Origin of the sequence: Martelella lutilitoris (assembly GCF_016598595.1) — a bacterium.
Taxonomy (GTDB): domain Bacteria; phylum Pseudomonadota; class Alphaproteobacteria; order Rhizobiales; family Rhizobiaceae; genus Martelella; species Martelella lutilitoris_A.
Window position 1 is genome coordinate 463,205 of record NZ_CP066786.1, and the last position, 19,579, is coordinate 482,783.

At 62.3% G+C, this 19,579-nt stretch carries 21 protein-coding genes and 1 riboswitch; of the genes, 7 read left to right on the forward strand and 14 right to left on the reverse strand.

Annotation, left to right across the window (positions count from 1 at the left end):
* Nucleotides 1-5: 5 nt before the first annotated feature.
* Nucleotides 6-1,037 carry a helix-turn-helix domain-containing protein gene (locus tag JET14_RS02165; protein WP_246750471.1) on the reverse strand — a complete coding sequence of 344 codons (1,032 nt, stop codon included), beginning with the start codon at nt 1,035-1,037 and terminating at the stop codon, nt 6-8.
* Nucleotides 1,038-1,134: 97 nt separating this feature from the next.
* Here JET14_RS02165 and JET14_RS02170 point away from each other — a divergent pair, with 97 nt between their 5' ends.
* On the forward strand, nt 1,135-2,157 hold the full coding sequence (locus JET14_RS02170; protein ID WP_200336602.1) for an alpha/beta hydrolase family protein: 1,023 nt from the start codon (nt 1,135-1,137) through the stop codon (nt 2,155-2,157).
* A gap of 30 nt (nt 2,158-2,187) precedes the next feature.
* Here the strand turns inward: JET14_RS02170 and JET14_RS02175 are convergent, their stop codons facing one another.
* The 4 genes from JET14_RS02175 to JET14_RS02190 form a co-directional block, all read right to left on the reverse strand.
* Nucleotides 2,188-3,012 (reverse strand): ABC transporter permease, encoded by an 825-nt coding sequence (locus JET14_RS02175; protein ID WP_200336603.1) that lies wholly within the window; start codon nt 3,010-3,012, stop codon nt 2,188-2,190.
* Entirely contained in the window at nt 3,009-3,719 is a 711-nt protein-coding gene (locus JET14_RS02180) for an ABC transporter permease (RefSeq protein ID WP_200336604.1), read from the reverse strand. Before JET14_RS02180 ends, JET14_RS02175 begins: the two co-directional genes overlap by 4 nt.
* 263 nt (nt 3,720-3,982) lie before the next feature.
* On the reverse strand, nt 3,983-4,759 hold the full coding sequence (locus JET14_RS02185; protein WP_024708521.1) for a transporter substrate-binding domain-containing protein: 777 nt from the start codon (nt 4,757-4,759) through the stop codon (nt 3,983-3,985).
* 68 nt (nt 4,760-4,827) lie between these two features.
* Nucleotides 4,828-5,625 (reverse strand): ABC transporter ATP-binding protein, encoded by a 798-nt coding sequence (locus JET14_RS02190; protein ID WP_200336605.1) that lies wholly within the window; start codon nt 5,623-5,625, stop codon nt 4,828-4,830.
* 184 nt (nt 5,626-5,809) lie between these two features.
* On the opposite strand from JET14_RS02190, the gene JET14_RS02195 reads away from it, so the two are divergent.
* From JET14_RS02195 to JET14_RS02210, 4 genes are read left to right on the forward strand one after another with little or no spacing between them, the layout of a single operon-like run.
* Nucleotides 5,810-6,658, forward strand: a complete 849-nt coding sequence (locus JET14_RS02195; protein ID WP_246750473.1) for a dimethylarginine dimethylaminohydrolase family protein — start codon at nt 5,810-5,812, stop codon at nt 6,656-6,658.
* Nucleotide 6,659: 1 nt separating this feature from the next.
* Complete coding sequence (locus JET14_RS02200; RefSeq protein WP_200336607.1) at nt 6,660-7,295, forward strand: TetR/AcrR family transcriptional regulator; 636 nt, start codon at nt 6,660-6,662, stop codon at nt 7,293-7,295.
* 5 nt (nt 7,296-7,300) lie between these two features.
* On the forward strand, nt 7,301-8,497 hold the full coding sequence (locus JET14_RS02205; protein ID WP_200336608.1) for a pyridoxal phosphate-dependent aminotransferase: 1,197 nt from the start codon (nt 7,301-7,303) through the stop codon (nt 8,495-8,497).
* Entirely contained in the window at nt 8,494-10,077 is a 1,584-nt protein-coding gene (locus JET14_RS02210) for a 5-guanidino-2-oxopentanoate decarboxylase (RefSeq protein ID WP_200336609.1), read from the forward strand. Before JET14_RS02205 ends, JET14_RS02210 begins: the two co-directional genes overlap by 4 nt.
* Nucleotides 10,078-10,174: 97 nt before the next feature.
* Here JET14_RS02210 and JET14_RS02215 read toward each other — a convergent pair whose 3' ends face one another.
* The 4 genes from JET14_RS02215 to fabA form a co-directional block, all read right to left on the reverse strand.
* Complete coding sequence (locus JET14_RS02215; protein WP_200336610.1) at nt 10,175-11,245, reverse strand: porin; 1,071 nt, start codon at nt 11,243-11,245, stop codon at nt 10,175-10,177.
* Between the two features lie 471 nt (nt 11,246-11,716).
* Nucleotides 11,717-12,526 (reverse strand): enoyl-ACP reductase FabI, encoded by an 810-nt coding sequence (fabI, locus tag JET14_RS02220; RefSeq protein ID WP_200336611.1) that lies wholly within the window; start codon nt 12,524-12,526, stop codon nt 11,717-11,719.
* A 7-nt stretch (nt 12,527-12,533) separates the two neighbouring features.
* A complete protein-coding gene (gene fabB, locus JET14_RS02225) occupies nt 12,534-13,754 on the reverse strand; it encodes a beta-ketoacyl-ACP synthase I (RefSeq protein WP_200336612.1) in 1,221 nt (406 codons plus the stop codon).
* A 57-nt stretch (nt 13,755-13,811) separates the two neighbouring features.
* Nucleotides 13,812-14,321: a 3-hydroxyacyl-[acyl-carrier-protein] dehydratase FabA gene (gene fabA, locus JET14_RS02230; protein WP_024708530.1), complete on the reverse strand. Its 510-nt coding sequence runs from the start codon at nt 14,319-14,321 to the stop codon at nt 13,812-13,814.
* A gap of 304 nt (nt 14,322-14,625) precedes the next feature.
* Between fabA and irrA the strand changes: the two genes are divergently transcribed.
* On the forward strand, nt 14,626-15,042 hold the full coding sequence (irrA, locus tag JET14_RS02235; RefSeq protein ID WP_024708531.1) for an iron response transcriptional regulator IrrA: 417 nt from the start codon (nt 14,626-14,628) through the stop codon (nt 15,040-15,042).
* A gap of 3 nt (nt 15,043-15,045) precedes the next feature.
* Here the strand turns inward: irrA and JET14_RS02240 are convergent, their stop codons facing one another.
* The 5 genes from JET14_RS02240 to JET14_RS02260 all read right to left on the reverse strand — a co-directional run bounded on the left by JET14_RS02240 (nt 15,046) and on the right by JET14_RS02260 (nt 19,199).
* Nucleotides 15,046-15,843, reverse strand: coding sequence for a YdcF family protein (locus JET14_RS02240; protein ID WP_200336613.1), 798 nt, complete (start codon nt 15,841-15,843; stop codon nt 15,046-15,048).
* 27 nt (nt 15,844-15,870) lie between these two features.
* Nucleotides 15,871-16,893: an aldose epimerase family protein gene (locus JET14_RS02245; RefSeq protein ID WP_200336614.1), complete on the reverse strand. Its 1,023-nt coding sequence runs from the start codon at nt 16,891-16,893 to the stop codon at nt 15,871-15,873.
* A gap of 67 nt (nt 16,894-16,960) precedes the next feature.
* A complete protein-coding gene (locus JET14_RS02250) occupies nt 16,961-17,893 on the reverse strand; it encodes a homoserine O-succinyltransferase (RefSeq protein WP_200336615.1) in 933 nt (310 codons plus the stop codon).
* 67 nt (nt 17,894-17,960) lie between these two features.
* Nucleotides 17,961-18,038, reverse strand: a riboswitch (SAM riboswitch).
* Nucleotides 18,039-18,105: 67 nt separating this feature from the next.
* Complete coding sequence (locus JET14_RS02255) at nt 18,106-18,552, reverse strand: NUDIX domain-containing protein (RefSeq protein ID WP_200336616.1); 447 nt, start codon at nt 18,550-18,552, stop codon at nt 18,106-18,108.
* 14 nt (nt 18,553-18,566) lie between these two features.
* Nucleotides 18,567-19,199, reverse strand: coding sequence for a LysE family translocator (locus JET14_RS02260; protein ID WP_200336617.1), 633 nt, complete (start codon nt 19,197-19,199; stop codon nt 18,567-18,569).
* A 164-nt stretch (nt 19,200-19,363) separates the two neighbouring features.
* On the opposite strand from JET14_RS02260, the gene JET14_RS02265 reads away from it, so the two are divergent.
* A complete protein-coding gene (locus JET14_RS02265) occupies nt 19,364-19,573 on the forward strand; it encodes a heavy-metal-associated domain-containing protein (RefSeq protein ID WP_200336618.1) in 210 nt (69 codons plus the stop codon).
* The last annotated feature ends 6 nt before the right edge of the window (nt 19,574-19,579 follow it).

Consider the following 19,579-nt stretch of genomic DNA (forward strand, 5'->3'; position numbering starts at 1 on the left):
ACAGCCTACGCTTTCTCCTTCAGCCAAGCCGTGGGGCTTTTGCCGGTTAAGCGGGAAAACTCACGGTTGAAGTTCGATTTGGTGTTGAAGCCGCTGGCAAGCATGGCCGCTGTCACGGTGTCGCCGGCCTTCAGGCGGTCGCATGCATGCAGGATGCGATAGCGGTTGATGTAGCGTGAAACATTGTCGCCGGTGGCGCGATTGACGGCTGACGAGAGAGTCTTGGCGGGTATTCTGAGCCGGCGCGCAAGCCGCGAGAGCGTCAGCGCCGGGTCGAGATAAAGCGTCTCTGAAGCGAGCAGCGCATCAAGACGCGCCATGATTTCGGTATCCGCCTCTGTGGCTTCGGGCGGTTCGGCACGCGGCGTTTCCTTTTGATCGCCTTCTCCGAAGGCATTCGGCGAAAGGCCGAGAAGGCCCGCAGCCAGAAGTGCCGCCGAGGTGAAGATGCTGACGATCATTGGCTTGAGCGCAGGCGCTCCGGCAAGAATGACAGTGGCGATCAGTGTATCGCTGACGGCCGAGAGCACGAGACTTGCGGCAATCCCCGCCCACAGCCATTGCGGCTGCCGACCGGCTTCCAGCCGGGCAAGCGGCAGGGCGTCTCCGCCAGCCTTCAGCGCCAGCAGAATCCGTGCGCCATAGGCAAGAAATACCAGCGGAATGATCGCATCCACGGTTACCGGCGCGAACAGCACGCTAAACAGGGTGAAGGCGGGAGCTGCCAGATGGATAAAATCCCGCCCCGGGCGTATCGGTTCGATGAAGGAGGAACGGAATGCAAGCCAGGCGCAGACGGGCACGAGGCTGGCTGTTACCGGCTGCACCGGCCGAAGAAAGGCTACGCCATAATATTGCACCAGCGCGACGACGAGCCCCTGAAGCGCGCATGCCGAAAGAAAAACGGCGATGGCGAGCGGCCGCCTTTCGCCTGCAAGCATACGCAAAACCATAAAGCCCAGCACCAGTGCGGTGACCATCGGAACCGGTAGAACCAGCATCATTTCATCCCTCGAATTAGTCCCCGCATAGTGCAAAAACCGGTTTCCGGCGACCTCAAACCGGAAAGAGGACGCTGTTTGCGGCGGAAAACGAAAGAAGAAACCGTCTCAAACACATCGAAAGGTTTCTCCGATGAAGCGTCTTCTTCTCTCTTTTCTGTCTGTCCTGACAACCGCTGTTCCCGGGCTTGCTGCCGAGCCCCTGCTGCCGGGCTATGAGCGCATGGCCGTTGAAAGCGCTGAGCGACCCACTCTGCTGTCGGCAACGCTCTGGTATCCTGCAAAAACAAGGAGCTATCGCGGCATTGTCGGCGGCAATGCCGTCTTCGAGGGCACATCCGGGCTGATGGGCGCGCGGATCGCCGATGGTCAGTTTCCGTTGATCCTGTTTTCCCATGGTTCCGGCGGCAATATGGATAACAGCGCCTGGCTGATGGGGGCACTTGCCGCGCGCGGGGCGATGGTGCTGGCGGTCAACCATCCGGGCAGTACGACGGGCGATTCGTCTCCGCGTGCCTCCGCCTTTCTGGACACACGGGCCGGCGATCTTTCCGCCGCCCTCGATATGCTTCTGACAGATCCTGTTTTAGGTCCGCATGTTGACCAGTCGGCCGTTACCGCAGTGGGGTTTTCGCTGGGCGGGGGAACGGCGCTCAATCTTGCCGGCCTGCGGTTCAGCGGTGATGCGTTTGCTGACTATTGCAGGGCGCAACCGGCGCAGGCTGACTGCGTCTTCATGTCAAAGGGCAATCTTGACCTTGACCATATGCCGAGCGGGTTTTCTGCAGATGCCCGCGATGAACGGATTAGCCGGGCCATCGCCATTGATCCCGGTTTTACCTATGCGGCAACCGGGGATAGTATTGAAGCGACCGATATGCCTGTTCTGGTGATCAATCTCGGTGAGGAAAACCTCATGCGGGCGGCGGATGTTTCCGAAGCCGGCAGCAATCTTATCGCGCGCCTGCCTGAGGCCGAACGGGTCGTCATCGCGCCCGCGCATCACTTCACCTTTCTGGCCGAATGCACGCCAGACGGTGCGGCCCTGCTGGCCGAAGAACAGGACGATCCGGTCTGCGACGATCCCGAGGGCGCCGATCGGGCGGAGGTTCATGACCGGATCATTGAGGCCATTGCGCGTTTTTCCGGGCTATGAACCCTGTCGGGCCGCCTTTCGCGGCCCGGCTCACATCCCCCGCGTCGGGATTTTCTTTTCGAAGTGGCGGAAGGTCGTCACCAGAATGCCGGTGAGGCAGAGATAGAGGAAGGCGAGGAACAGCAGTGGCTCATAGGTGAGGTAGGTCGACTGGCGGATGTCGCCGACGACGGCGTAAAGATCGATCACGGTGATGGTTGCCACAAGCGGCGTCGATTTCAGCTGTACCACGGTTTCGCCGGCAAGGGTCGGCAGCGCCCGGTGCACGGCGCGCGGGAGCCAGATGCGGGTCAGAACCTTCCATCGACCCATGCCGTAGGCGCGGGCGGCCTCCAGTTCGCCATGCGGTACGCCGGCAAAGGCGCCGCGCATCACCTCGCCCTCATAGCCGGCATAGGAAAGCGTGAGCGCAAGCAGACCATAGGGCCAGGCCTCGCGCAGGTAGGGCCACAGGAAGGATTGGCGGATTTCGGGAATGCCGGGAAACAGCGAACCGAGGCCGTAATAAAGCAGCCAGAGCTGCAGCAGCAGCGGCGTGCCGCGAATGATGGTGCAGAAAATGCGCGCCGGCCAGGCAAGGATTTTTGGTCCCGTAACCTGAACGAGGCCGAGCGGGACAGCGAGCAGGAAGCCGAGGATGGTGGAGGAGACCAGGAGCACGATCGTGATCCAGAGCCCGGCCAACAGCATGCCGGCATAGTCGGGCAGCCAGTCCCATTGCATCTTCACGATCATCAGGATGAGAAGGCCGAGCGCCACGGCCATGATGGCGAGCCTGTGCGGTCGCATCAGCGCGGAAAGCTTCGGCAGCGGCGGCGGGGTTTCGATGTCCTCCGGTATCTGCTGATCGGTCATGTCCGCTGCCTCGCCATGCCGCGGCTGGCGCGGCGCTCGAGAAACTGCAGGGCGACGTTTGAGACCAGAGTGACCGCCAGATAGAGCACGCCGGCAGCTGAAAAGAACAGGAAATATTCATGCGTCACGCCGGCGGCCTGGCGGGTGGCAAGCGTCAGTTCGGTAAAGCCGACGACGGCGAGAAGGGCGGTATCCTTGGTGGTGACCAGCCAGAGATTGGCAAGGCCGGGAATGGCGTGCGGCAGCATGGCCGGCAGCGTGATGCGCCGCATCACCATGGCCGGCGGCATGCCATAGGCGCGGGCCGCCTCGATCTGGCCCGGCGGGATGGCTAGGATCGCCCCGCGCAGCACTTCGGTGGAATAGGCGCCCTGGACCAGACCGATGACGAGAATGCCCGCCAGCATGCCGGAAATGTCGACGGAGGAAAAACCGACCGCGCCCATCAGATTGTTGAGAGCTGCCGTACCGGCATAATAAAGCAGGACGATCAGCACCAGTTCAGGAATGGCCCGCACCACCGTGGTGTAGATCTCCATGAGATCCCTGATCACCGGGCCGCCATAGAGCTTGCCGGCCGAGCCGAGAATGCCGATCACCTGGCCGAGCGCGAAACCGCCGGCGGCAACCTGCAGCGAGGTGACGAGGCCGCGAAGCAGCGCGCCGCCCCATCCGGGCGGTGACAAGGCGAGCAATTCCCAGTTCATTCCGTTTCCCTGTCTGGCCCGTTCAATGCGCCATCCTGCTTGCTAATGCCATGGCCTCGCGGTCAATCTCCCCTTGAGGGGAAGATGCCCGGCCGGGCGGAGGAGGGTGAAGTATCAGCCCGAAGCTTTCTGTCCGTTGCGAGGGTTCAGCCCTCTCCATCGCTCTCGCGACACCTCTCCCTCAAGGGAGAGATGGACTTGCGCAGAGGGCCCAAACATCAAAGGAGCGCCGGCGCCTGCGGCGGCGTCCTTTCATGCTTTGATCAATCGCCGTAGATGTCGAAGTCGAAATACTTCTTCGTAATCTCTTCATAGGTGCCGTCCGCGCGGACGGCGGCGATTGCGGCGTTGAACTTTTCGCGCAGTTCGGTGTCGTCCTTCCGCAGGCCGACGCCGATTCCGGGGCCGTAGATTTCAACATCCTGCGCGACTGTGCCCATCATCTCGCAGCACGCCTTGCCGTTGTCGCTTTCGAGGAAGGGCTGAAGCGTTACGAGGTCTGCGATCTCGGCGTCGATGCGGCCGGCATAAAGATCCTGGTTGACCTCATCCTGGGTCTGGTAGGTCTTGATCTCGGCATCGGGGAAATGCTTTTCGGCATAATCCTGGTTCGTGGTCGAGACCTGCACGCCGAGCACCTTGCCCGACAGGCTTTCATTGGTCGGCTCGATGCCCGAACCGGCCTCGGCGACAATGGCGCCGGGAGTGCTGTAATACTTGTCGGAGAAGGCGATCTGCTCCTCGCGCTCGGGCGTGATCGACATCGAGGCCATGATGGCGTCGATCTTGCCGGCGGTCAGCGCCGGAATGATGCCGTCCCAGGCGATCGGCGTGATGACGCAGTCAAGCGCGGCTTCCTTGCAGAGGGCATCCATCAGGTCGATTTCCCAACCGGTCCAGTTGCCGGCGGCGTCCGGCACGGTGAAGGGCGGATAGGGCTCGGCGGCAACGCCGACCTTGACGGTTTCGGCGGAAGCGGCGCCGGCAGAAAGCGCAAGGCAGGCTGCGGCGCCGAGAAGTGCGGAAGTCAGTTTTTTCATGGTTTCGGTTCCCTCTGTTTTAGGTTGGGCCATTGCCGGAACGTATCGGGTAATCGTCCTGCGAACGGCTATTGCACGGAACTGATGAATTTCCTCAGTCGTTCGGATTCCGGATTGTCGAAGACGGTTTGCGGCGCGCCCTGTTCTTCCACCCGGCCGTCATGCAGGAAGACGATTTCGCTGGCGACCTCGCGGGCAAAGCCCATCTCGTGGGTGACCAGCAGCATGGTGCGGCCTTCCTCGGCAAGATCGCGGATGACCGTCAGCACCTCGCCGACCAGTTCCGGGTCGAGTGCGGAGGTCGGCTCGTCAAACAGCATGGCCTCCGGCTGGATGGCAAGCGCGCGGGCTATCGCCGCCCGCTGCTGCTGGCCGCCGGACAGGAAGGCCGGATAGGCGTCGCGTTTTTCGTAGAGCCCGACGCGGCGCAGAAGCCTTTCCGCCTCGGCGACAGCCGCATCGCGTTTGACGCCGAGCACATGCACCGGCACTTCGATGACATTCTGCATCAGCGTCATGTGCTGCCAGAGATTGAAGCTCTGGAACACCATGGCAAGACGCGTGCGGATGCGCTGGATCTGCTTGCGGTCGGCCGGCATCAGCCCGCCATGGCCATCAGCCTTCATGGCGATTTCCTCGCCATGCACGCAGATGCGGCCGCGCGTCGGCCATTCCAGCATATTGATGCAGCGCAACAGGGTGGATTTTCCCGATCCGGAACCGCCGATAATGGCGATGACCTCGCCCTGACGGGCCTTGAGCGACACGCCTTTGAGCACTTCGAAATCTCCGAAGGATTTATGGAGATCGTCGACGGTGACCGCTTCTGCGGGGTCGCCATCCTGCGGATTGTTTTCAGCCTTCATTAAAACGCTTTGCCGTTCCCGGTGGGCCGGCGGTCAGACACGTCTTGCGGTGCGATCACGCCGGCGATCAAAAATCGTTCCTTGGCTTTATTACTACACTTGCGAGCTTATTATGCAAGTGTATAACTAGCGGAGATTTCGCAGAAGCGTGGAGAAGAATGGAATGAGTTTCGGAGCGCAAACCATGGCGCAGCCCATCAGGCGGGTGATCATGCGCCGGCCCGGCGAAAGCCTTTTGCGGGCGGATCCCGCCGTCTGGCATTACGGCAAGGCCTTCAACGCCGAGCGCGCGATCGGCCAATACGCGGCATTTGCCGATCTTGTGGCGGCCTCGGGCGCCGAAATCCTCTGGTATGAGGACAAGGGCGATGGGCTTGCCGATGCCATGTTCACCCACGATCCCTCGCTGGTTGCCGATAGCGGCGCGATCCTGCTCAACATGGGCAAGCCCCTGCGCAAGGGCGAGGTCGACGGCCATGAAGCGATCTATCGCGCGGCCGGCATTCCGATCCTCGGGCGACTGACCGGGTCCGGCACGGTGGAAGGTGGGGATTGCGTCTGGGTTGACGAACGCACGCTCTGCATCGGCCGCGGCGTGCGGTCCAATGCCGAAGGCATCGACCAGGTGCGCAGGCTTCTGGCACCACATGGCATTTCTGTTCTGAGCTTCGATCTGCCGCTGTGGCAGGGCGAAGAGGCCTGCCTGCATCTGATGAGCGTGATCTCGCCCTTGGCCGACAAGCTGGCGCTGGTCTATGCGCCGCTTCTGCCCGCGCCGTTCTATCAGTTGCTGAAGGAGAAGGGCTATACGCTGGTGGAGGCGCCGGAAGACGAGTTCATGGCGTCCAACGGCCTCAATCTCAATGTTCTGCCGACAAAGCCGCTCGATGTGATCGCCGTCGCCGGTTTCGACAAGACGAAGGCAGCGATGGAAAAGGCCGGCTGCACCGTCGCGACATTCGAGGCCGATGCGCTCTGCATCGCCTGCGAGGGCGGACCGACCTGCCTGACGCGGCCGATCCTTCGAGGCTGAGATGAGCCGCAAGCCCTTCCGCCGCGCCTCTGACGCCGAACGGCGTGCCGACCTGATCGAGGCGATGCTCGATTGCATCGCCGAGGGCGGCATCCAGAACGCAACGGTCAGGGAAGTGGCGGAGCGGGCGGGCGTCTCCGGCGGGCTGATCCGCCATTATTTCGAGACCAAGGAACAGCTGCTTCACGCAGCCTATCGCCAGACCATGGCGGCGATGACCGAGATATCCGCCGCGGCGGGCATGGCGGACGACAAGAGCGCGCGGGATAAGCTGGCGGGCTTTGTCGCCGCCTGCCTGATGCCGCCGATGATCGACGCAAGGCGGCTTTCACTCTGGGCGGCCTTCATCGCCATGGCGCGGATCGATCCCGCCATGGGCGCGATCCACCGGGAAAGCTATCTGGAATACCGGGCGCTGATCGAGCGCCTTCTGGCCGGCGCCTTTCGCGAGGCCGGACGCGACGTTGCCGCAGCTGATATCCGCCAGCTGGCGATCGAGATCAACGCCGTCCTCGACGGGCTCTGGCTCGAGGGCTCGCTTGCCGACGACATTTTCGAAGACAGGGAATTGCTGAAAGCGGGACTTCATTCGGTGGGGGCGATCACCGGCCTTCGGCTTGAAGATTTTGAAGGATGACAGACATGCATTACGCCAGGATATCCAACCGTCTCGGCGGCCTCGGTTCCGACAAGTGGGCCGTCCATCTGAAAGCGCGCGCCATGCAGGCGGCCGGAACCCCCATCCTGGAACTGACGATCGGCGAACCCGATGTCGCGCCTGACCCCGTACTGGCGGAAGTTGTGGCATCGGCCCTTGAACAAGGCCGGATCGGCTATTCCAACGGGCGCGGCGAACCGGAACTGCTCAAGGCGCTGTCCGCACGCTATGCCGCACGCACAGGCCGTGCCATCGGGCCGGAAAATGTCGTCTGCTTTCCCGGCACGCAGACCGCGCTTTTCGCGGTGATGCTGACGCTTGTGGAAGACGGCGATGCCGTGCTTGTCGGCGATCCGCTCTATGCGACCTATGAGGGCGTGATCCGCTCCACGGGCGCGGAGATGGTGCCGGTGCCGCTCAAACCCGCAGACGGGTTCCACATGCGCCCCGATATTCTGGAACAGGCGATCACGGAAAATTCCCGCGTTCTCCTGCTCAATACGCCCCACAACCCGACGGGCGCGGTGCTGACGGCCGAAGAGCTTGCCGAAATCGGCGACGTCTGCCGCCGGCACGACCTCTGGATCATTGCCGACGAGGTGTATGAGGAACTGATCTTCGAGGGCGATTTTGCCTCGCCGCTGGACAATGCCGACCTGGCCGGTCGCACCATCGCCGTCTCCTCGATCTCCAAGTCCCATGCAGCGCCGGGCTTCCGCAGCGGTTGGGCGATCGGTCCGGCGGAATTCTGCGCGCGGCTCCTGCCGGTTGCCGAAACCATGCTGTTTGGCAACCAGCCCTTTATCGCCGATGCGACGGCCGCAGCCATCGAAAGGCCGAGCGGCGTTTCCGCCGCCCTGCGCGCCTCGCTGGGAAGGCGGGCTGCCCTTCTGGTGGAGGCGCTTTCGGCCGCGCCGGGCATCATCTGCGCCATGCCCGAGGCAGGCATGTTCGCCTTTGTCGATGTCTCGGCCACGGGGCTTTCAGGCGAGGCCTTCGCGCTTGGTCTTCTGGATGCCGAGCATCTGGCGGTCATGCCCGGCTCGTCTTTCGGGGTTGAGGCGGACGGTTTTATCCGTATCAGCCTGACGGTGCCGGATGAGGATATCGCGGAGGCGGCGCGTCGCATCTGCCGCTTTGCCGCGGGCCTTACGGTCGGGAAGAAGGCGGCGCAGGCATGAGCGAGACCATCACGGTCGGCGAGGCGCTTGTGCGCCTCCTGGAAGCGCATGGCGTCGAGGTCGTCTTCGGCATTCCCGGCGTGCATACGGCCGAACTCTATCGCGGTCTTGCCACCTCGAAGATCCGTCACGTCACGCCGCGCCATGAACAGGGCGCGGGCTTCATGGCCGATGGCTATGCCCGCGTCACCGGCAAGCCGGGCGTTGCCTTCGTCATCACCGGGCCGGGGCTCACCAACACGATCACGGCCATGGCGCAGGCGCGGGCCGACAGTGTGCCGATGCTGGTGATTTCCGGCGTCAACGCCCGCAGGACGCTCGGCAAGGGGGAGGGATGCCTGCACGAACTGCCGGACCAGCAGGCCTTGATGAAGAGCTTTGCCAAGGCCTCCGTCACGCTGATGAACGGCGCGGACCTTGCCCGTGAGCTCGCCCGTTGCCTCGCGCTGACGACGTCCGGCCGGCCGGGGCCTGTGCATCTGGAGATCCCGACAGATGTGATGGTCGAGACGATTGCGCCGCCTGCGCCGGTTGTCTCGCACGATGCGGCCGCGGTCGCCGACGAGACCGCGCTGGAAAAGGCGGCCGCTCTGATCAATGGCGCGAAGGCTCCCGTCATTCTGGCCGGCGGCGGCGCATGCCGGGCGGATGCGGCGCTGACGGCCTTTGCCGCACGCATCGATGCGCCCGTCGTGCTGACGGCCAATGCGCGCGGGCTGATGGCGGGACACGCGCTGCAGGTGCCGGCCAGCGCCAGCCTTGAGCCGGTGCGCGCGCTGATTGCCGCAAGCGATCTCGTGATCGCGGTGGGAACGGAAATCGGCCGGACCGACTACGACGTTTATGTCGACGGCGGTTTCCCGGCGCTGAAGAAACTCATCCGCATCGACGTTGATCACGAGCGTATCGCTGCAGGTGCGCAAACCGCCGGGGCGATCGTCGGCGACAGCGCGGCAATGCTTGAGGCACTTCTGAGGCGCATCGACGCGCGACGGGTGAAGGGCGCAGAGCGTGCCGCCGAGACGCGGAAAGCGGCCTGGAACGCGCTCTCGGACAAGATCAGGGGCGAAGTGACGCTTCTGCACCGCCTGCGCGACGCCGTTCCCGGCGCGCGCTTCATCGGCGATTCCACGCAGCTTGTTTATGCGGCCAATCTTTACTTCGACGCCGCCGCGCCCAAACGCTGGTTCAATTCCGCCACCGGCTACGGCGCTCTCGGCTATGTGCCGCCCGGCGCGATCGGCGCGGCGATCGCAGAGCCGGACCGGCCGGTCATCGCGGTTGTCGGCGATGGAGGCCTGCAGTTTTCGCTTTCCGAGCTAGGTACGGCCGCCGACGAGAAGGCGGATATCGTCTTCCTCGTCTGGAACAATCACGGTTACCGCGAGATCGAGACCTATATGGAAGAGGCCGGCGTCATGCCGGAGGGCGTGAGGCCGACGCCGCCCGACATGGAGAAGATCGCCGCTGCCTACGGGCTCGGCTTCTCAACGACCGCGGACGAGGATGCGCTTGTTGGGGCGATCGCGGTTGCGGTTGATCGCGGCGGACCCCATCTGGTTGAGTTTCGCGCCGACTGAAGCCATCAGGCACAAAAAGCCCGGGATCCGGCGGTAAGCCGCATTCCGGGCGAAGAAAAAGAGGCCCGTTTCGGGGCCTCTTCTCGGGCAACTTGGATTAGAAGTCGCGCTGCAGGCGGAACCAGCCGGCCCAGTAGTCGTCGTTCGAGTAGGTATCGGGCAGGTCGGTATAGCCGACATTGAGCTTGGCGCTCAGGCCGTCAACGATGGTGTAGTCGAACAGAACGCCTGCGGACCAGAAGTCTTCGTTGTCGGCGCCCGGAACCTTTGCGGAGGTCCACTGGTAGGCCGGCGTGATCGAGAACTTGTTGGTGACGTCGAGCTGGTAGCCGGCGGCCAGTGCCCATTCGGCATAGACGCCCGGCAGAGCCGTCGGGGTTGCCAGCGAGTAGTCGTAGAACTCATCGTCGAAGGTGTTGGCGTATGCGTTCCAGCCGCTGGAATAGTTCGCGCCGAGGTCCAGCTGGCCCGGGCCGATTGCGAACGAGGTCATAAGACGCAGCGAAGCTTCTTCGTTGTAGGTGTCGTAGCCGACATCGAACTTGGCGCCAACGCCGCCGGCCTGGAAGCCGATGCGACCGGAAACGCCGAGCTTCGGCATGTCGTCATTGGAAAGGCCAACCATGTCGGCTTCGAGCGCGTCGAGCGAGAGGCCTGCCACGAAGCCTTCGCCGGCGAAGACGTAACGCATCGAGTTGAAACGCGTGTTGCCGGCGAGGTCGTCGATTTCGCCGATGAGGCCTTCATCCCAGTAGCTCAGGAAACGACCGGCCTGGAAGCCGCCGAGGCCGAGATAGGCTTCGTCGATGTAGGTCTTGGTCGACCCGTCGTTGGAATAGGCTTCGCTGCGGAGCGCGATCATGCCGTTGACCGTGCCGAGTTCGGAATCGGTCTTGGACGAGATCTCAAGCTGGCCGCGCGTGAAGACGTTCCAGGCATCCGGAACATTGCCGCCGTTGGAGGCGTCAACCTGGAAACGGATGTAACCGCCGACGTTCAGGCAGGTCTCGGTGCCGGGAATGTAGAAGTAGCCGGCCCCGAAAGCGTCACAAACTTCGACATAGTTGTTCTGGACCGGTTCGATGACGACGACCGGATCGGCGGCTTGCGCGCCGGTTGTGGCTGCAAGCGCGGCAGCGGAGCCAAGAAAGAGGCTTTTGAGGTTCATGAAGATAACTCCTCGTTGAATTGAACGGGGCAGTGCCCTGGGCTGGAAGCAGTTGGTTGCGTTGCATCCATCCGCATCAAACCCGCAGAGGCCGTCGGGAACAATAAACCTTCGGTGGAATGCTAAATCAATCGAATGATTAAGATGCTTCTGTTGCCGTTCTGCAACGATAATCCTATGAGAAATAAAGAGAAAATCGGCCTTCCGTTGGTTGTCTTCGCGGCGCTTCGCCGTCTTTTTCGTCTGACTGCAGGGCATATATTATAATAAAATCAATCGTTTGATTAATATAGTGGAAGGCGGGCTACCCGGCTTCGCAACCGGAAAAACGGCGTGCGGAATTTTACAGTTCGGTCGCTGCGGTTTATCCCGGACGTCGGTTGCCGGCATCAAAAAACAAAGGCGCGGCCGAAAATCCGGCCACGCCATTCTCTATTTTAGGTTGCATATTCGTGAGCGGAGGGAAAACCGTCAGGTTTCCGGGTCGCCCCTGCGCATCATTTCCGGGATCGGCATGGAGAGAATATTGTAGCCGTTGTCGACGAAATGAATTTCGCCGGTGACGCCGGAGGCGAGGTCGGACAGCAGGTAGAGCGCCGAGCCGCCGACATCCTCGATCGTGGTTGAGCGCCGAAGCGGCGCATTGCGCTGCTGCCAGGCATAGACGAGGCGCGCATCGCCAACGCCAGAGCCGGCAAGCGTGCGCACGGGACCGGCGGAGATGGCGTTGACGCGAATGCCGCGCGGGCCGTAGTCGCCCGCGAGATAACGCATCGAGGCCTCAAGTCCGGCCTTGGCCACGCCCATGACATTGTAGTTCGGCACCACGGCCGTGGAGCCGCCATAGGTGAGCGTCAGCATCGAACCGCCGTCAGGCATCAGCTCTGCCGCGCGCTTGGCCACTTCGGTAAAGGAGAAGCACGAAATCACCATGGTGCGGACGAAATTTTCCCGAGTGGTGTTCGCATAGAGCCCCTTCAGCTCGCTCTTGTCGGAAAAACCGACGGCGTGCACGACGAAGTCGAGCTTGCCCCAGCGCTCCCTGATCGCGTCGAAAACAGCGTCTACGCTTCCGATATCCTCGACATCACAGGGAACGACGAAATCCGAGCCGACTTCGGCCGCCAGCGGATGAACCCGCCGTCCGAGCGCTTCGCCCTGATAGGTGAAAGCCAGTTCCGCGCCTTCGGCATGAACCGCCTTGGCGATGCCCCAGGCAATCGAGTGATTGTTGGCAACGCCCATGATCAGGCCGCGTTTGCCCTGCATAAGTCCGGTCATCTGCACATTATCCATTGTAACGCCGGAAGACCAGCGTGGCGTTCGTGCCGCCGAAGCCGAACGAGTTTGAAAGAACGGTGTCGATCTTGGCGTTGTCAATGCGCTCACGCACGATCGGCACGCCCTCGAATTCGGGATCGAGGAGGTCGATATGGGCGCTCTCGCCGATAAAGCCCTCCTGCATCATGAGCAGCGAATAGATCGATTCCTGAACGCCGGCCGCGCCCAGGGAATGGCCGGTGAGCGACTTGGTCGACTGGATGTGCGGAATCTTGTCGCCGAAGACGTCCTTGATCGCGCCGATCTCGCGGCTGTCGCCGACCGGCGTCGAGGTTCCGTGGGTGTTGATGTAGTCGATCTCTCCGTCGATATCAGCAAGCGCCTGTCGCATGCAGCGCACGGCCCCTTCGCCGGAGGGCGCGACCATGTCGTAGCCGTCGGAGGTCGCGCCGTAACCGATGATCTCGCCGTAAATCTTGGCGCCGCGGGCCTTGGCGTGTTCCAGTTCTTCCAGAATGACGACACCGGCGCCGCCGGCAATGACGAAGCCGTCGCGGGCGGCGTCATAGGCGCGCGAGGCGCGCGGCGCGTCCTCGTTGAAGTCGCTTGTCATCGCGCCCATGGCGTCGAAAAGGTTGGACATGGTCCAGTCGAGGTCCTCGTGGCCGCCGGCGAACATCACGTCCTGCTTGCCCCACTGGATAAGCTCCGCCGCATTGCCGATGCAGTGCGCCGAGGTCGAGCAGGCCGACGAGATCGAATAGTTGACGCCATGGATCTTGAACCATGTGGCGAGCGTGGCGGAAGCAGTCGAGGACATGGCCTTCGGCACGGCGAACGGGCCGATCCGCTTCGGCGAGCCGTTCTTCTCTGTCGTCAGCGCGGCCTCGACGATCGTGCGGGTCGAGGGGCCGCCGGAACCCATGACGATGCCGGTGCGCTCATTGGTGATGTCGCCCTCTTCGAGGCCGGAATCGGCAATGGCCTGCTTCATGGCCACATGGTTCCAGGCGCCGCCCTGGGACAGAAAGCGCATGGCGCGACGGTCGACCTGGTCCGTGGGGTCGAGCGTCGGCCGCCCCCAGACCTGGCACTTGAAGCCGTGCTCGGCGAAATCCGGCGAGAAAGAGATGCCTGATTTTGCCTCGCGCAGCGAAGCGGTGACTTCGGCGGCATCGTTCCCGATCGAGGATACGATTCCCAATCCCGTAACGACAACACGTCTCATGTTCGATCCTTCTCTTTCTCCTCCGGGCCCGGCGGTCCTGATGGCGCGGGCCGCGCCCTACTGTTCCTTGAACAGGCCGACCCTCAGATCGGAGGCCTTGTAGATTTCCTCGCCATCGGCCTTCACCCAGCCATCGGCGATGCCGAGAACCAGACGGCCGCGCATGACGCGCTTGAAGTCGACGCCGTATTCCACCAGCTTGTTCTTCGGCGTGACCATGCCGGAAAACTTCACCTCGCCGGTGGAGATGGCGCGGCCCTTTCCGGGCTCGCCGAGCCAGCCGAGATAAAATCCGGTGAGCTGCCAGAGCGCATCAAGGCCCAGGCAACCCGGCATGACGGGGTCGCCCTTGAAGTGGCAATCGAAAAACCAGAGGTCGGGCGTGATGTCAAATTCGGCGCGGGCATGACCCTTGCCATTGGCGCCGCCATCCTCCGAGATCTCGGTGATGCGGTTGAACATCAGCATGGGGGGCATCGGAAGCTGCGCATTGCCGGGGCCGAAAAGCTCGCCCTCGGCGCACTTGATGATGTCCTCGTAATCGAAATGCGATTGTCTTGTGCTCATTAAAACTCTGCTTCCCTTCGTTCAGCGAGGGGTTTCCGGTATCCGGCCCAAGATAAGGGCGTATGTCGCTCGCAGCAATGCGCCCTTGTGCCAGTTGGGCCGGAAAACCCGAAAATCAACTGTCATTCCGTTCACCGAGGCCATACAGGAAGCCGACTTCCGCGGCCAGAGCGAAACGCATCGGTGTGGGCTATTTGCAGTTTAATTTCAATCCTCGCAAGCCCTCGTCCTATTGAAAGCGATTCTCAATGTCGTTATACGGTGCTATATTTGCATTTTGTTAGATGACGCCCTGAAAGTGGATATGACAGCGGGACATCGCATTTCGGAAGAAAAGCTTCGCGCAAGCGGCCTGAGGCCGACGCGCCAGCGCGTTGCGCTGGCCGATCTGCTGTTTGCCAAGGGTGACCGCCATGTGACCGTCGAGGAACTGCACGGCGAGGCGCAGGACGCCGGCGTGCCGGTGTCTCTGGCAACCGTCTACAATACGCTGCACCAGTTCACCAATGCCGGCATGATCCGCGTTCTCGCCGTCGAGGGCGCGAAAACCTATTTCGACACCAATACCTCGGACCATCACCATTTCTTCGTCGAAGGCGAGAACGAGGTGATCGACATGCCCGCCGACGGCATTGCATTGAACGGCCTGCCGACGCCGCCTGAGGGCATGGAAATTTCCCATATCGACGTGGTCGTTCGCCTTCGCCCGAAGAAATCCTGATCTTCAGTCCACCTGTCGGGGCGAGAGCCTTGCCGTGTGGCCGCGCAGGCGCGCCGCCGCAAGTCCGGCCCATTCGCGCAATGCGGTGGTGAGCATTGCGGCATTGGTCATCGGCCGGTCGAGGCTTGCGGAAAGACGCGGCCGACCATCGGTTCGATAGTCCGCCGGCCAGGGCTGGACCTCGACGCTCGCCGCCTCAAAAAGCGCAAAGGCGCGCGGCATGTGATAGGCCGATGTCACCAGCAGGCACGGGCCGTCCATGGCGCGATCCTTCAACAGCGCGGCCGTATGGGCGGCATTTTCCGCCGTGTTGCGGGCATCCGGTTCATAGAGCAGGCGCTCGGGTGAAATGCCGTGATCGGCGAAGAAGCGGGCGGCCGGCTCGGCCTCGCCGTTTCTGGCGCCCGTCAGGGCATTGTCGCCGCCGGTCACCAAAATGGTCATGTCCGGGTAGAGCCGGGCAAGCCTCAGCGCCTCGATATAGCGGTCGGCCGCGCGGGTGAACACGTAAATGCCCCGCCGTGCGGAGGCCCCGGTGTTGATGCCGCCCCCGAGCACGATGGCGCAGGCCGGCGGTTCGGCAAGCGCCGGCCGCCGAAAGCGGGTCTCGAGATCGGCCAGAAGCACGGCGCCCAGATTGGTAAAGCTCGTTACCCCGAGCGTCAGCGCGGCAAGCATGGCAAAGACGGCTGCCGCGCCGGTTCTTGAAAAGGCGAGACACGCCAAGACGGCGAGCATGGACAGGAAGGCGAAGGCCAGCGGCTGCACGATGAACCAGAACAGCTTGGAGAGAACGAACATCAAGCCTTCCTTCGGTGCCGGCGGATCTCAGCCCTTGCGAAAGACGTATTCGGTCGCCTGGCGCAGCGTTTCGCCGGGGCGGAGGATGGCATTGGGGAATCCGTCCTGGTTGATGGCGTCCGGCCAGACCTGCGTTTCCAGGCAGAAGCCGGCGAACGGCCCATAGGGAAAGCCGTTGAGGCCCTCCGGCGTCTCGTCGAGCTTGAAGGCGGTGTAGAGCTGAACGCCTGGCTCCGTCGTCAGCACATCCATGGTCACCTTCGAGGAAGGGGCATAGACGCTGATCACGGGCCGCTTTTCGGTTCGGCCGGGCGATAGGCAGAAATTGTGGTCGAACAGAACCTGCCGGCCGTTCTCGTCCTCGCGCTTCAAGGGATGCGGCTTGCGGAAGTCGAAGGGCGTGCCGACAACCGGCCTGATCTCGCCGGTCGGGATCTGACGTTCATCCGTTGGCAGATAATGGTCGGCGGCGATCATCAGCGTGTGTTCCAGCGTATCCGTGCCGTTGCCGAGATTGAAATAGGAGTGGTTGCACATATTGGCGACCGTCGGCTTGTCGGTCGTCGCCTCGTAGACGACCGAGAACACGCCGCGCGGCTTCAGCCGGAAATGTGCGCGGATTTCGCAATTTCCCGGAAAGCCGCCGCGCCCGTCCTTGTCGACGATCTTCAGCGTCACCCGGTCTTCGGCAATCTCCTCGAATTCCCACAGGCTGACGCCGATGCCGTCGCGGCCGCCGTGAAGATTGGTGATGCCGTTTTCGTTGCAGTCGACCTGGTATTCCGTGCCATCGATCGTGAAGCGGCCATTGGCGATGCGGTTGGAGGAGCGTCCCGGCGTGGCGCCGAAATAGGGGGAGTGGTCCGGATAGGGTTCGAAACTATCGAAGCCGAGGACCAGCGCATGGTCGTGGCCCTCCAAGCGCAGATCCTGCACGACCGCGCCCCAGTTGATGATCTTTGCGGTCAGTCCGCCGCCTGTGATCGTGACCCGGCTGACGGTCTTGCCGTCCTTTGTCTGGCCGAAGGCTTCCGGTTGTGGCGCACCCATTGTTCTTATCCTCCGCATCTGGAATGTTGCATTGCGGGGCGGATATTGCGCCGGAATGGCGGGCGCTTCAAGCGCCCGTCCGTTCCTCGCCGATTTCTTCCAGGTGATAAGGCGTCGTCTGGTAGACCTCGTTGATCCAGTTGCCGAACAGAAGATGGGCATGCGAACGCCAGCGGTTGAGCGGCGTGCGGCCGGGATCATCGGCCGGGAAATAGTTGAACGGCAGATCGACGGGCACATTGGCGTCGATATCGCGCCGGTATTCGTCGCCGAGCGAGCCGGAATCATATTCGATATGGTTGAACATGTAGAGCCGGTTGGCGAAGCTCTCCTGCGCCAGGCAGGGGCCGACCTCGTCGGAATCCATCAGCAGCTCCATGCCCGGCACCTGTTCCAAATCCTCGCGGCGCACCTCCGTCCAGCGCGACACCGGGATCTGGAAATCGTCCGAAAAGCCGTTGAGATAGACGGACGCCGGTTTCAGGTTGCGGTGACGGTAGACGCCGAACGCCTTCTTGTTCAAAAGATGCTTCTCCACGCCGTGGAAATGATAGGCCGCCGCCATCGCGCCCCAGCAGATGTTCATCGTCGAGTGGCAATGGGTCGTGGTCCAGTCGAGGATCTCCTTCAGCTCATCCCAATAGGTGACTTCCTCGAAATCGAGCGTCTCCACCGGCGCGCCGGTGATGATGAAACCGTCGAACTTGCGCTCCGCCACCTCGTCCCAGGTCTGGTAGAAAGAGAGGAGATGGTCGATCGGCGTGTTCTTTGCCTTGTGGCCGCCGACGCGCACCAGCGAAAGCTCGATCTGCAGCGGCGAGGCGCCCAAAAGCCGTGCGAACTGCAACTCGGTCTTGATCTTGTTCGGCATGAGGTTGAGCAGACCGAAATGGAGCGGGCGGATATCCTGCCGCTCGGCAACCGTTTCCGTCTTGACCCGCACGCCTTCGGAAAGAAGCGTTTCGTAGGCGGGCAGCGTATCAGGAATCTTGATAGGCATGTCTCATTCCAATCCCGAACAAAAACCGGCCGTCGTCAACACGCAGCCGGTCCGAATGGGCAGGAATTTTCCGCTCGCTTCGGCCCTTTAGCGAGTTGTTTTACGTGGCTGCAAGCCGGCCGGCCAAATCACCACGAGGAAAAGCTAGATAACGCCGCAATTGCCGGACGTCAATCGCGGTGCGAAAGGCAACGTACCGCCGAGCCGCGGCTTCAGGCGAAAAATATTCTTAACGCCGGCCACGAAAGCGGCAGCTCCATGCCAAGTCCAACCCTTGCAACGGCTTCTTTCCAATCAAGAAAAAACAGTCGAAAGCGGATCGGTCCGCCGCCGTCGGAAGAGTGTTTCTCTGTGTGAAGCCAGTTTTCGGGAGCGCCCTCCGGCATGGGAACGGTGAATATGTGGCGCCGGTGACATAGCCGGGCGCCGTTTTTTCTGAAGTGATAGTCGATACTGCCAAGCGCAGACCAGCCTTCGTGCAGGAACAGTCCGGTCTCCTCATGAAATTCCCGTTTTGCTGCCTCAAGCGGGACTTCCCCATGTTCAAGCGTTCCGCCGGGCACCTGAAGCGGAACCTCCGGGAAGTCCGGCTCATCGAAGACGAGTATCCTGCAGTCCCGTCGTGCATAGATGAGCACTTTTTCCGCATCCGGTGTCATTGCGCTTGCCTGTTTCAGGACGTTGACTGTTGCAGCGCTGCCGTGGTCACCCCCATGGCGATCAGCGCGCTGCCGCCGAGGCGCGGCAGCAGCACGGTTGCGGCGGCAGAGGAAAGCCTTGTCCGCAGTCGGTCGGCCATCAGGGCGTAGGCCAGGGCATTGATGGCCGCCAACGCGACGAAGGTGAGCGTGAGGACCGCAAATTGCGGCAGGAGTGGTTCGGCCGGTACGATGAACTGGGGCACGAAGGCGATGAAGAAGGCAATCGATTTCGGGTTCAGGGCGGTGACCGCCATGGCATGAAAGAAAATCCGCTGTGCCGCGAGAGGAGGCGTGGCAGAGGAGGCCGGGGTCTCGCCCTTTCCGGCACTTCTGAAAAGCCGGATACCGAGATAGACAAGATAGGCCGCCCCGACCCATTTGAGGATGATGAACAGCTTGGCCGAGGCGAGGACAAGCGCGCCGAGACCGGCGAGCGAGGCGCTCATGGCGATGAGATCGCCGAGCGCGACGCCGGCGACGGTGGCCAGCGCCACGCGCCGACCCTGGCTGAGCGCATAGCTCAGCACGAGAAGAACGGAAGGGCCGGGAATGAGAAGCAGTGCCGTCGACGCCGCCGCGAAGGCGAGCCAGAGATGGAAATCCATGTTTATGTCCTTGGATGCCTCGCGTTTTCATCAGCAAAGACAGGTTCTGCAGCCTTCGGCAAGGGGGCCGTAGATCAAAAATGCGAAAACCGCTTGACCTTCCAGTGACTGGAAACCCTATCTCCTCCGTCAGCATCAAAGCCAATGCAACAAGGAGCATGACGATGGGCGAGAAAGTGACGCTGAAGATCGAAGGCATGGGCTGCAGCAAATGCAGCGACAAGGTGACGAAGGCGCTTGGCGGCATTGACGGGATTTCCGATGTCGCCGTCAGCCTGGACGACAACGCCGCCTCGTTTGAGCTTGCCGCGCCTGCCACCCGCGATCAGGCGGTCGAGGCTGTCGAGGACGCCGGCTACGACGTCGTGGCCTGAGATTGC

Bases quoted from the DNA above. Each gene is read 5' to 3' on its own strand.
- JET14_RS02255 (WP_200336616.1), bottom strand. From the start codon at position 18,552: ATGACACCGGATGCGGAAAAAGTGCTCATCTATGCACGACGGGACTGC.
- JET14_RS02170 (WP_200336602.1), top strand. From the start codon at position 1,135: ATGAAGCGTCTTCTTCTCTCTTTTCTGTCTGTCCTGACAACCGCTGTT.
- JET14_RS02250 (WP_200336615.1), bottom strand. From the start codon at position 17,893: ATGCCTATCAAGATTCCTGATACGCTGCCCGCCTACGAAACGCTTCTT.
- irrA (WP_024708531.1), top strand. From the start codon at position 14,626: ATGACAGCGGGACATCGCATTTCGGAAGAAAAGCTTCGCGCAAGCGGC.
- JET14_RS02215 (WP_200336610.1), bottom strand. From the start codon at position 11,245: ATGAACCTCAAAAGCCTCTTTCTTGGCTCCGCTGCCGCGCTTGCAGCC.
- JET14_RS02265 (WP_200336618.1), top strand. From the start codon at position 19,364: ATGGGCGAGAAAGTGACGCTGAAGATCGAAGGCATGGGCTGCAGCAAA.
- JET14_RS02260 (WP_200336617.1), bottom strand. From the start codon at position 19,199: ATGGATTTCCATCTCTGGCTCGCCTTCGCGGCGGCGTCGACGGCACTG.
- JET14_RS02175 (WP_200336603.1), bottom strand. From the start codon at position 3,012: ATGACCGATCAGCAGATACCGGAGGACATCGAAACCCCGCCGCCGCTG.
- fabB (WP_200336612.1), bottom strand. From the start codon at position 13,754: ATGAGACGTGTTGTCGTTACGGGATTGGGAATCGTATCCTCGATCGGG.
- JET14_RS02240 (WP_200336613.1), bottom strand. From the start codon at position 15,843: ATGTTCGTTCTCTCCAAGCTGTTCTGGTTCATCGTGCAGCCGCTGGCC.
- JET14_RS02245 (WP_200336614.1), bottom strand. From the start codon at position 16,893: ATGGGTGCGCCACAACCGGAAGCCTTCGGCCAGACAAAGGACGGCAAG.
- JET14_RS02190 (WP_200336605.1), bottom strand. From the start codon at position 5,625: ATGAAGGCTGAAAACAATCCGCAGGATGGCGACCCCGCAGAAGCGGTC.
- JET14_RS02185 (WP_024708521.1), bottom strand. From the start codon at position 4,759: ATGAAAAAACTGACTTCCGCACTTCTCGGCGCCGCAGCCTGCCTTGCG.
- fabA (WP_024708530.1), bottom strand. From the start codon at position 14,321: ATGAGCACAAGACAATCGCATTTCGATTACGAGGACATCATCAAGTGC.
- JET14_RS02210 (WP_200336609.1), top strand. From the start codon at position 8,494: ATGAGCGAGACCATCACGGTCGGCGAGGCGCTTGTGCGCCTCCTGGAA.
- JET14_RS02180 (WP_200336604.1), bottom strand. From the start codon at position 3,719: ATGAACTGGGAATTGCTCGCCTTGTCACCGCCCGGATGGGGCGGCGCG.
- JET14_RS02200 (WP_200336607.1), top strand. From the start codon at position 6,660: ATGAGCCGCAAGCCCTTCCGCCGCGCCTCTGACGCCGAACGGCGTGCC.
- fabI (WP_200336611.1), bottom strand. From the start codon at position 12,526: ATGACCGGACTTATGCAGGGCAAACGCGGCCTGATCATGGGCGTTGCC.
- JET14_RS02205 (WP_200336608.1), top strand. From the start codon at position 7,301: ATGCATTACGCCAGGATATCCAACCGTCTCGGCGGCCTCGGTTCCGAC.
- JET14_RS02195 (WP_246750473.1), top strand. From the start codon at position 5,810: ATGGCGCAGCCCATCAGGCGGGTGATCATGCGCCGGCCCGGCGAAAGC.